At 31.8% G+C, this 11853-nt stretch carries 9 protein-coding genes; 5 read left to right on the top strand and 4 right to left on the bottom strand.

The window, feature by feature from the left end; translation table 11 throughout:
* The 3 genes from QVB70_RS06670 to QVB70_RS06680 form a co-directional block, all read right to left on the bottom strand.
* A partial coding sequence (locus tag QVB70_RS06670) for a glycosyltransferase family 4 protein (RefSeq protein ID WP_287584683.1) occupies positions 1 to 1089 on the bottom strand: 1089 nt, incomplete at its 3' end.
* A gap of 265 nt (positions 1090 to 1354) precedes the next feature.
* On the bottom strand, positions 1355 to 2911 hold the full coding sequence (locus QVB70_RS06675) for a flippase (RefSeq protein WP_287584685.1): 1557 nt from the start codon (positions 2909 to 2911) through the stop codon (positions 1355 to 1357).
* 185 nt (positions 2912 to 3096) lie between these two features.
* On the bottom strand, positions 3097 to 4281 hold the full coding sequence (locus QVB70_RS06680; RefSeq protein WP_287584687.1) for a glycosyltransferase family 4 protein: 1185 nt from the start codon (positions 4279 to 4281) through the stop codon (positions 3097 to 3099).
* 195 nt (positions 4282 to 4476) lie between these two features.
* Between QVB70_RS06680 and QVB70_RS06685 the strand changes: the two genes are divergently transcribed.
* On the top strand, positions 4477 to 5736 hold the full coding sequence (locus tag QVB70_RS06685) for a glycosyltransferase family 4 protein (protein WP_287584689.1): 1260 nt from the start codon (positions 4477 to 4479) through the stop codon (positions 5734 to 5736).
* Between the two features lie 4 nt (positions 5737 to 5740).
* Here QVB70_RS06685 and QVB70_RS06690 read toward each other — a convergent pair whose 3' ends face one another.
* A complete protein-coding gene (locus tag QVB70_RS06690; protein WP_287584690.1) occupies positions 5741 to 7105 on the bottom strand; it encodes a hypothetical protein in 1365 nt (454 codons plus the stop codon).
* 172 nt (positions 7106 to 7277) lie between these two features.
* On the opposite strand from QVB70_RS06690, the gene QVB70_RS06695 reads away from it, so the two are divergent.
* From QVB70_RS06695 to QVB70_RS06710, 4 genes are all read left to right on the top strand, one after another.
* Positions 7278 to 8456, top strand: coding sequence for a DegT/DnrJ/EryC1/StrS family aminotransferase (locus QVB70_RS06695; RefSeq protein ID WP_287584692.1), 1179 nt, complete (start codon positions 7278 to 7280; stop codon positions 8454 to 8456).
* A 22-nt stretch (positions 8457 to 8478) separates the two neighbouring features.
* The gene (locus tag QVB70_RS06700) at positions 8479 to 9414 is read left to right on the top strand and encodes an SDR family NAD(P)-dependent oxidoreductase (protein WP_287584693.1); all 936 of its coding nucleotides are present in this window, start codon (positions 8479 to 8481) and stop codon (positions 9412 to 9414) included.
* Between the two features lie 92 nt (positions 9415 to 9506).
* Positions 9507 to 10508, top strand: coding sequence for a Gfo/Idh/MocA family oxidoreductase (locus QVB70_RS06705; protein ID WP_287584695.1), 1002 nt, complete (start codon positions 9507 to 9509; stop codon positions 10506 to 10508).
* A gap of 97 nt (positions 10509 to 10605) precedes the next feature.
* Positions 10606 to 11853: radical SAM protein (locus QVB70_RS06710; RefSeq protein ID WP_287584696.1), on the top strand; the 1248-nt coding region annotated here is incomplete at its 3' end.

Raw genomic sequence — 11853 nt, forward strand, 5'->3', positions numbered from 1 at the left:
AATCACAGGGGTTCCATTTGCTTGCGCTTCTTTTAGAGACATTCCCATGCATTCTCTATCAGTAAGTGATGGAAAAACTAAAACATTGGCTACTCTCATATAGTCCTGTAATACTTCTTCAGAAACTGTTCCAATAAATTTTACGTATTTAATTACATCAAGAGATATTGCAAGCCCTTTTAGTTTTTTAAGCATTCCTGTATCGGGACCTATAAATACAAAAAGGACATTAGGGATCTTTTCAATTATTAAAGGGGCGATTTTGATCACATAATCTGGCCCTTTTCGCCAATTTAATTGTCCGACAAAAAGAACAATCTTTTTATTAGAAAATCCAATATTATTTCGCAATTGATTTTTGTTTGAAATTGTTTCAGGTATGTGAGTAAGATCAATAGGCGAGTAAATTACACTAGTCGGTTTCTTTTCCTTTAAAAATCTGTTTACTGCTTTCATACAATGTTTACTTGGAGCAATAATCCAATCTGCTTTGTTAAAGACTTTCTTAAAAAGCGGGGAGTAGTAAGGCGAAATATTCTTTCCATCTTTATTGAGCTTCCAAAACAAACCTTCAGAGTATGTTGTTATTATAATAGGAGTTTTTGCTAATTGAGAAACTTTAAGTGAAAGCATTGAGTACTCAAAAGCATAATTTGAAGTGATTATATTGATCTTATATTTCTTAACTATCTGATAAATCTCTTTGACCCAAATTAATGAATAAAATAAAGAGCCACGAAAACTACAGTTTATAAATGGCTGCCAGCCTGACATTCCAAAACTTTTTTTGAGATGATATTCAAGAACTTCAATGATGAATTTTACTGTGAAAACTGGATTTTTTACAATTAAAAATAGAAGGGCAAAAATCATTTTGAAATATTTGTTTTTGTAATCGAATGTATGGACTTTTATATTTACTCCTGAGAGGATAAAGTCATTTCTAGAGGGATTTATGTCTATTAGGTGGACCTGGTTCCCTTTTGAAATCCACACATTAGCAAGATTTAGAGTTCTTTTAGCTAAGCCTCCATAAGGGGGAGGTAACATAATTCCGGTAATAAGGATATTAATATGTTTTTGAAACACTTATTGCACCGCATGAATTTCTCGTTAACTTCGATTTAAAATTTAGTTTATTTAAAAATAAGTTATCTTATAGATTTTAATAAATCTGATTACTAAAAGTCATGGATTAGATATATATTGATGGTATTGCAAAAGATCATTTAAAAGATCGAAGCTCTTTTCCTGTGTTTCATCAGAAAGTTGAGGAAAAAAATAGAATCAAAGAAATAATAAGAATGTTGAAAAAGATTGGTAAAATATAAATATTCTACTAGGCGCTCGTGATTTATTTTTCATCGCGTAAAATAGAATAAAAACGCGAACCAATTTTTCTCATAAATAAAGAAAGCCTATAGGGAAAGAAATCTAATACGGGGGCTAGCATGATTAGATCCTGTTTTGTAAATCCACGAAGAATTATTGATAAAAATATAAAGAGAAATAGGAAAAGAGCAAATGCTCCAAAATATGTAATTGAACTTGTTAATAAGTAACTAACTAAAAATGAAGAAGTAAAAATTGAATATATCTTTATCAAATACCTATAGTCAATACTAACCTGTTTTGTCCTACTTTTTAGAAATAAAAGTAAAAATATCACTGCTGGTAATGGACTAAGTACTTTTGCTATACTTGCACCTATCAAGCCAAAAGTTGATATTAACAATATTTCAAGAAAAATTGTTGTTCCCAGTGTAATCATGCTACGTATTGTAATAATTTTTGGTTTACCTTTTGCTAATAGAAAAGTTTCGATAGGCATGCCGATAAATCGAAATAAATTACCAATTACCATTATTTGTGTTAATAATATCGCAGTCGAATAACGTTGGGTATAGAGTAAAATTATGAATGGATCGGCAAGAATTAAGATGCTTCCGACGAGAAAGGCAATTAAAATTGCTAAATAGTTGATAATCATTCGAAAAGTCTTTGCCAAGTAATTAATTTCTTTTTCACTCTCTAGTTCAGACATGGTCGGAAACAAAGCAACTCTGGCGGTAGCTGCTGCTCTCATAGGAAGCTGAAATATGTTGTATGCAACTGAATAATAAGCAATCCATTCAGGTGGGCCAAATGATCCTAAAATGAGCTTTCCCGAGTTTGTTGATATCGAAGAAAAAACATTGTCTACAGCTAATGGCAATCCATAGGCTAATAGTTTTTTAGATGTACCTTTAAAATTAGAACTTGAACTATCTTTCGGAAAAAACTTTCTCCACACGAATAAAGTAGCAATTGTTAAAATAGTCCCTGCTATTAATTCACCAATCGCAGCACCTATAACACCAAAGCCAAGAGTGATTAATGAGGGTACTATAACCAGAGATAAAAGCAGAGTCGACACTGAAATATAGACAGGATATTCGTATTTGTGATACGCATTGAAAGTTGCACATGGAATGATTTCTAAAGAGACAATAAAAAAATGAATTGCTTTTATTCTCAATAAAGTTTCAATAAGCGGATCTCCGTAGAAAATTGCCAAACTCTCTGAAAAAAGAAGAATAGCTAAAGCACTAATAGTGACGATGATGAACCGCAGAGAAAAAGCTGAAATCATAGTATTTTTAGTAGTCGAAGAATCTGTATTTTTTTTGGATTTTGAAAGGAAAAAAATTACACTACTATCTAGCCCAAGATTTGTACTAACAAACAATATCCCAAATGGAGCACCAGCTAGCTCTAGAAGACCTACTTCTCTAGGTGGAAGTAAACGCAATAAAATAACTGAATATATTATATTGATAAGGATCGTCGATATTTGAAGGATTTGTGAAGATGCGGTTCCCTTAAAAATATGTTTTACAATGCGGTCTGATTTTTGGGTTTTTGAATCCATGATATCAGCGAAATAAAATCATAGACTTAAATATTTTTAGATCGTGATGAGTTTTTCTCTTTATTACGACTATTTCAAAGTTCAATATTTACACGATTGAAAACATAAGAATTAAACTCAATAAAGAGATTTTTAAATGTAATGCTATCTCTAGATTGGCGTTTTGCATCTAAGGCACATTTCTTTCAATTTTCGCTAAAATGTGAAACTTTTTCATTTTTTAGAATGTATTTAGCAATTTTATTAAACAAGTTTTCATACTTTAGTGCATTTGTGGTGAAACTAAACTTTTCAGCTTTTTCTCGTGCTTTTGCAGATATTTTTTTGACCAAATTATAGTTATCAAAACTAAATTCAATTTTATTGACTAATTCTGCAACATCTTCGCCATTAAATAAAAAACCATTCTTAAGATCTTCAATGATTTTATGATCTGGTTTATAATAGGATTTTATGCATGCTCTGCCACAAGCCATTGCTTCTAATGTGGCTATGTGTATCCCTCTTACTCTTGCAGCGTTTACGACAATGTATGCATCTCTATAATAGTCTATAAGTTCCTCATTCGGAATTTTCCCCATAAATTCCACATTATCGCTAATTTTTAGATTTTTAACAATTTTTTTATATATTTGCAGATCTCCCCACCCAATAAGTTGAACCTTAATATCAGGAAACCTCTTAACTAAATTAGGAATCGCATTCAACAGAAGATCGGTTCCTCTATCATGACAAAGTCTGCCTACTGATAATATCTTATGAGAATATTGAAGGGGACTTGGAGAAAAAAGATTAGTGTCTACACCATTAGGTATCCAAATTTTTGGAATATTTTTCAAATAGGGTTCCATCCACTTATCGACGTAAACTAAAATATCCGCTTCACGAAAATCACTCAAATCTTGTTCTAGAAAACTTCCATAGGGCCTTGTGAGAGCATGGCAGATTACAACGGTAAAAGGTGAAAAGATTCTTTTAATAAGTTTCCATGCTTTTATTTTAGAAGAGATCGGCAAAATAGAGGGAAGAACCGTTATAGTAGGTCCGTTAATGAAGAAAATATGTGGTTTATAATTAAGAAATTGAATAAAGAAAACGAAAAATTTGAGTATTTCACGGATTAATTTTTTAATTTGAAAAAAGGCCTTCTTTAGAAGTGATTTGGGAATATAGAATGATTCAGGAGGTACACGTAAAATCGTTAGACCATTATCTCGTTCACTACGTTTTACATTCTGTTCTAGTTTGTTAGTAATTAAAAGAAAATCAAAACCTCTTTTTACTAATTCTTTAGTCAATTTATCCAAAAAAATTTCTCCTCCCCCTACATAAGTAGGGAAATACGTATCTGCGTAAATCAGTATTTTCAAAATGAAACCACCAATTGAAGTCTCTAAGGATTTAAATCTCATTATTACATTATGATCTTAATTCAAGATAATTCTTATAATTTCTCAGGAATCATTAAAGTTTTAATAACTGAGGATACTCTTTTTTTTAAAGAAAATTCAAATCTTTTAAGATAAATCAAGTGGATTTAGATTGTTATATTGAGGTTTTATTGAATGAAAAAGCGGCTAAATATCCTTATGTACTCGGATTCTTCATTTCCGTTTAATGTTGGCGGAATCTCCCATCTCACATATTTTCTTCCAAGGTTTTTAGCAAAGAAAGGTCATCATGTTGAAATTATTTTTAAGATTGACCCATCTATTTCTTTAAAAAAAGTTCAGAAACATATAGAAGAAAATAAGATCAAGAAACTTAAAATAAATCCCATAATAGACACGTCATTAGATAAATGGAGAAATCCAATTAGATTGGCAATATTTAGGACTATAAAGCTCTTTTTTAAACAAATTAAGCCTATTTTATCTAGAAATTATGACATTCTTCATTTTAAAACAACGGGATTAAGTGAATTCTTTTTTTTATATCCACTTCTTGCAAAACTTCGAGGAAGGAAGACGGTACTTTCTTGCTACGATTATAATTTGATAGGGTGCAAAAATTTTCTAAAAGGAGGTCCTTTTTATAATGCTACGGATGCTGAACGCAACAAATTATTTAAATTTCTAATATATTTGAGTATTATTGCTTTCAAAGTTTCTTGGAAATTTTACAATTTAAAGACAATATATTCTAGTACTTTACAAAAAATAATCAAGAAAGAAAAACTTTCAGAAAAAAATGTTAAAGTTATTCCTTTTGGTATAGATCTAAGTTTGTTCAAAGACGTTCCAAAAATTAATTTAGAAGGAGATCCCTCTATATTATTTGTAGGACTTTATTCTAAGATAAAAGGGACAGATATCGCATTAAAAGCATTTAAAAGAATTGAACAAAAAATTCCAACAGCTAAAATGTACCTTATTGGGTCAGAATCTGATGTTGACGTTTCTAATCTAATAAAGAGACTAAAGATCAAAAATTTAAAAGATTTTGGTGAGCTAAGTCACGAAAAAACATTGTCATATATCAAAGGCGCAGATTTCTGCATACTTCCATACCGTTCAAAATCTTTTGGAGTTACCTTATTTGAGGCATTAGCAGCAGGAAAACCCGTTATAGCACCAGATGTAGGTGACTTTAAAGAAGTAATAAAAGACAACATAAATGGTGTCTTAGTGTCTTTGAATCCTGATGAAATTGGGAAAAGAATCGTTGAACTTTGGGAAAATGAAGAGTTACGAACGCGTATCGCAGTAAATTCGAAAGAAGTAATTAAGAAGTACGAATGGTCAGCGATCGCAGATGAATATATCCGTTGTTATTACCAAATCTTGAATTTAAAAAACGAAGCCCGAACTAATTCGATTCAATGAAATATTATTTTGGATTATTAACATTATCATTCAACTTAATTGAAAAACTAGTTTTCTTTAGATCTAACTTAATGATTTCGTCAGTTGTTTCGATAACAATTGGTAAAGGAGAAGAAATATTCCCTTTTATTGTGTTTTTAAGAAAAAAGGCACTTAACTCTGTCTTCTCTCTTTTTAGCCACCATGAAGTACATTCTCCAGCAGTAGTGATCCAATAATTCTTCTTAGTTACATGATCCAATAATTGAGAATAAAGCCTTTCAATTAAGGGGAAATTCTGATTTTGATATGAATTGTGAAAATTAACCACAAAACACCCATGAAGTTTTTCAATAGTATCATCTAACTTCATTAGGATGCTCCAGATCTCATCGTAGTTTATATCTTTGTAAAGGGCTGTCCAATCCATAAAAGATGTTGGTATTTCTATTAGATTAAATCTTTTTTTCTCAATAATGTCAATTGGATGGTAAGGAAAGCATATGTCACTTCTAAAACCAAAATCAATGTTATGTGAAAATGATAAATCGTAATTAAAACCAATCTTTTCTTGATATCTCCAAGTAAATGGTGGAAGAAAGTTTAATTGATGTTGTCTAATGCCTTTAAGATCAGAATCAACAAGTTCTTCTAGTTGTTTCTTTTCGTTCTCGAGTATGTTTTGGTTGCAATAAGAGAACTCAGAAGCATGTAAGCCTATTTCAAAGTTCATCCGTTTTAAGAGATCAAGAATAGCTAAAAATTTGTTATGATCTTTTCCATAATCTGGAAAAAAAAGGAAAGTTGATTTGATCTGTCTTCTATTCTCTTCACGTACAAGTTTGAATATTTCCTGACCTGTTCTTTTTCGTATGAAATTAAAAATAAATTTTAACCAATTGAGACCAATTTTCCCTTTTAATTCTGAAAATCGAAGAATTGGATCTAAAGAATCAATATCATGGGTAACCACAAAGCAAGCGTCTGTAAAACTTGGCCAATACCATTTTCTGATTAAAGGAAGATCCAGTCTAAAAAAGCAATCTTTAATATTCTCTAGCAATTTAAATTCAATAACACTTAATTTGGGTTCAATAGATCTATTTGCAATTTGACCTTGATCTAAAAAGCCCCCCAATGCCAAACAAAAACTCTTAATTGAACATATGTTGTCAAATACTAAAATATTTTCCTCGTTTTGACATAATTTGGAGGCAATCGAAAAATCTTCTTCTTTCTGAACCGGTAAAATGACGCAAGGGAAATTAACTGGAGTCTTGTTGTCTATTTCCTCAAAGGATATACCTAGGTGGTGTAAAATTTCTTTTACGATATTAGTAAGAAATTTATTTGTGCTGACAATTCCCACAGTTAATTTTTGACCTCTCATAAGTACCCCATTTAATCTTTGATTTCCATAAACTAAGTGATTTCATAGTATATTAAAAAGAGAAATTCGTGCTTAAATAATAAGTAAAAGAGCAAGTCTATGATCAATATTTTATATATTTCATACAGACTGGAATGAACTGATAACATAATTTACGAATGTGGTAGATTATATGAAGACTACAGATTTTGAAGAGGAAATTTTGAAGGAAATTAGTGCCACAGAAAAGAATAAGACCAAAAAAATTCCATTAATTCGACCATTCATTGATAAGGAAGAACTTGAAGCAGTTTGGAAAGTTTTCCAGAGTGGATATCTCGCAAAAGGACCTACAGCCAAATTATTTGAGAGTGAATTTACAGAATATCTAGGAATTAAACATGCTTCTGCTGTTTCATCATGTACCACAGCTTTACATCTTGCCTTAGTTTGTCTTGGAATAGGCCCCGGCGATGAGGTTATTGTGCCTGACTTCACATATCCTGCAACAGGTCATGTAGTATTTCATGTGGGAGCAAAACCAATCTTAGTTGATATTGATCTTAAGACATTCAATCTAGATCCAGCTAAATTAGAAGATGCGATTACTGAAAATACAAAATCCATTATTGTTGTCCATTTATTTGGTTATCCAGCTGAAATGTCAACAATTTTGGAAATTGCAGAGAAATATGACTTATCCATAATCGAAGATGCAGCATGTGCAATTGGAACGCTTTACAAGGGAAAGAAAGCAGGAACTTTCGGTGATATTGGCTGTTTCAGTTTTCATGCCAGAAAACTTCTGACTACCGGGGAAGGTGGCATGCTCGTTACTGATAATGATGAATATGTAAAGATCGCACATTCAATGAAAGATTTTGGTATCCGCATTGTATCTAACAAAGTATATTTTACTCATCCTGGCTTCAATTACAGATTAAGTGATGTTCTTGCGGCAATCGGTCGTATACAGCTTAAGAAAATTGATAAAATCCTTGAAAAGAGAAAAGAGATATCTAAAGTCTATACAGAATTGCTTTCAGATGTAGAAGGGATAATTCCTCCCCATATTGAACCTCATGTAACACATACATATCAATCCTATGTTATACTATTAGATGAAAAATTTGGAGTTAATAGAGATAAAGTGATTGAATTAATGGCTCAAAGGGGTATTGAATCACAAATTGGTACATATTCTCTCCACTTACAACCATGCTACAAACGTTTAAATTTCAATCCGAAAAACCTAATAAACTCTTCTATAGCTTTCAGAAACAGTTTGACTCTTCCTCTCTTTCACCATATGACATTAGACCAAGTTGAATTCGTTGCAAATGCTTTAAAGAATATACAAAAGAATCAATAATATTGAAGGGAATGAAAAACCTATGAGTTCGTCATCGAAGAAAGTTGTCGTTACAGGTGGAGCAGGATTTATCGGCTCTCATTTAGTTGAAGAACTTGTTAATAGAGGTTATGATGTATTTGTTTATGATAATTTCTCACGTGGCCGAAGAGAAAATTTAAAAAACGTAGAGGATAAAATTACAATTGTCAATGGAGATATTCTTGAATTTGATCTTCTAAAGGATGTAATTAAAGATAGTCAATATGTCTTTCACGAAGTTGCGGTTTGTGCAAACTACTGTAATGCTTTTCCAGATGCAAGTGTTTCATGCAATCTTCAAGGTACACTAAACGTTATAAAAGCATCATTAGAAGCCACCGTTGAAAAAGTGATGTTTTCATCTTCGGCTACAGTTTATGGTATCCCTATTTATCAACCAATAGATGAACAACATCCTCTTAATCCAATTACGCTTTACAGCATAAGCAAACTTGCTAGTGAATATTATTTCAGATTTTTTTCTCAATCTGGTCTGAAATATATCATTTTCCGAAATTTTACCGTGTATGGAATCCGACAAACGTCAGATGAGTACTATAAGCCAGTAATCGTTGAGTTTTTCAAGAAATTGTTAACAAGGACAAAGCCTGTTCTATTTGGAGATGGTTCACAATCAATTGATTTTGTACATGTATTTGATGTGGTGCAGGCAAATATTTTGGGAATGGAAAGTGATATCTATAATGAGGTATTCAATGTGGGAAGTCAAACTTCACTTTCAATCAAAGAACTATTGAACCTTCTTAAGGACATCACTGGAATAGACATTCAGCCAGAGTATAGAAAAGCCCAAAATATTGTGCAACAGAGAATAGCAAATATTTCTAAGATTAGAGAAATGCTTGGATATAACCCCACTGTCCATATAAAAGATGGAATTAAGGATGAAGTTAATTATCTATCTAAAAGATTCTAATTTTGGTTTTTTATTAGATCCAACTCCTTATTGTATTAAAATAACCTAGACGATCTACAATTTATCAAGAAAGTAAAACTGGAGGAAGGGCTCTGAAGGTTAAGACTGCAGTAGTAGGCGTAGGTAGCATGGGTAAGAATCATGTTAGGCTATATAGTGAACTTAAAGACTCAGAATTAGTTGCAATAGCAGATATAGATTCTCAAAAGGCAAAAGAAATTGGCAAAAAGTTCAATATAAATTGGTATTCAAACTATCTACAGTTGCTACAAGAAGAAGAGGTTGATGCTATAAGTGTCTCAGCACCGACATCAACTCATTATGAGATCTGTAAGAACATATTGAATTCGAAAAAACACGTTCTTGTAGAAAAACCCATTTCATCAAATCTAGAACAAGCAAAAAATATGATTGAGTTAAGTAAAAGAAATGGCATACTCTTGATGGTAGGACATATTGAACGTTTCAATCCAGCAGTTCTTAAACTAAAAGAGTTATTAACAGAGGATTTTTTAGGTGAAATAGTATCTCTTTCTTCAAAAAGAGTTGGCTACTATAAGCCTGGACAGAGGGCTATTTTTGATGTTGTGGTAGACTTTTCTATTCATGATATAGACGTTATGAGATTCTTAGTAGAACATGAAGTCAAATCAGTCTACTCTAAGACTAAATCAATACTTTCAGAACTTGAGGATTATGTGTCCGCTATATTAGAGTTTGAGAATGGAGTATCAGGCATCATTGAATCTAATTTATTTACTCCAACTCAAATACGCACAATGCACATTACAGGAACAAAAGGATATGCAGAAATTGACTTCATTAATCAAGACATCACGATATATGGGAATCTTGAAAAAGAAGGTCATAAGGCATCTAAGAATCAGATTCTTAAATATAGCAACACAATCATTGGAAGACCGTTCGTTGCAAAAAATGAACCGCTCAAACTTGAACTAGAGCATTTTCTAAATTGCATTATATCAAATAAAACTCCGCTTACTGATGGAAATGAGGGACTGAAGAACCTGGAAGTTGCTAAGATGATTATGTTATCTTCCGAAAAGAATATGCCAGTTAATAAAGTGTCCTAGTTTGAATGGTAATGTCTATTATTCAATATAATTTCTTTTATTCAGTAATGAGTTTAAAGGGTTTATAATTTGAAATGGATGAATTTCTTTGAAAGTCATGCTAATTAATCCTCCACACACACTTGTCTATCCTCAACTGCCACAAATCGGTTGGCCGATAGGTTTAGCATACATCGGAGGTGTTTTACAAAAAAATGGCTACGATATTAAGATATATGATGCTCTGGCTTCGAATTTCTTACATTCCAATTATTTAGGCGATAATTTAATTCATTTTGGCGAATCATGGGAAAAAATCACAAAGATTATTTTGAAATACTCACCCGATATTGTAGGAATCTCTGATCCTTTTGTTACTCAATCCCCAAATGCTCATAAAGTAGCACAATTAGTCAAATCAGTTGATCCCAATATAAAAACGATCTTGGGAGGATCTTTTGCCGCTAGCATGCCTAAAGAATCAATAATTGATCCAAATGTTGATTTCGTTATAATGGGTGAAGGGGAATTTCGATTTCTTGATTTAATTAAATCTTTAAAGAAAGATAATAGATTCCTCAATATTGATGGATTAGTTTACAAAGATGTGAATGGACAGATACGTGTTAATGAAATAAAAGGATATATAGAGAATTTAGATACACTACCTTTTCCAGCGATTGATCTTTTAAATCTGGAAAACTATTTTAATGCAACAAGTAAAGGAAAAACTAAACTTCGTAACATTAATGGAAAACCAGTAAATCTCTCCTCAAGAAAAGCTATTAAATACAAATGGATGAGTGTAGTTACTAGTCGAGGATGTCCATTTAATTGTTTCTTTTGTGCTATCCCGTCATTCTGGGGTAGAAAATGGAGGGCCAGAAGTCCTGAAAACGTTCTAGAAGAATTAAGAATTCTAATAAAAAATTATGGAATTGAAGAAATTCAATTTGAAGATGACAATCTTACGTTCAATAAGAGAAGAATTCACAGAATTCTTGATGGAATTATTTCTGAAAGAATGGACATTATTTGGACAACTCCAAACGGAGTAAGGGCAGATACTTTAGATAGAGAAATCTTGAGAAAGATGAAACTAGCTGGATGCAAAGAACTTATCATCGGTGTTGAATCTGGAGATCAAAATGTTTTAAATAATGTAATTGGAAAGAAACTGAACCTGCAGCAAGTAATTAAAGTGGCAAAGATTTGTAATGAATTAAACATGAAACTTTCTGCCTTTTATGTCACAGGGTTGCCTGGGGAGACAGAGAAAACTATGAAAAGAACCTTTGATTTTGCCTCTTATCTAAAAAGAAAATATAACGTTTCAATATACATGAACTATGCAATACCCTTACAT

This window comes from Candidatus Borrarchaeum sp. (assembly GCF_019058535.1).
In the GTDB taxonomy this organism is placed as follows: Archaea; Asgardarchaeota; Sifarchaeia; order Borrarchaeales; family Borrarchaeaceae; genus Borrarchaeum; species Borrarchaeum weybense.

What these genes read in the sequence shown, in the direction of transcription:
- QVB70_RS06700 (WP_287584693.1), top strand. Translation starts at nt 8,479, where the DNA reads ATGAGTTCGTCATCGAAGAAAGTTGTCGTTACAGGTGGAGCAGGATTT.
- QVB70_RS06685 (WP_287584689.1), top strand. Translation starts at nt 4,477, where the DNA reads ATGAAAAAGCGGCTAAATATCCTTATGTACTCGGATTCTTCATTTCCG.
- QVB70_RS06690 (WP_287584690.1), bottom strand. Translation starts at nt 7,105, where the DNA reads ATGAGAGGTCAAAAATTAACTGTGGGAATTGTCAGCACAAATAAATTT.
- QVB70_RS06695 (WP_287584692.1), top strand. Translation starts at nt 7,278, where the DNA reads ATGAAGACTACAGATTTTGAAGAGGAAATTTTGAAGGAAATTAGTGCC.
- QVB70_RS06675 (WP_287584685.1), bottom strand. Translation starts at nt 2,911, where the DNA reads ATGGATTCAAAAACCCAAAAATCAGACCGCATTGTAAAACATATTTTT.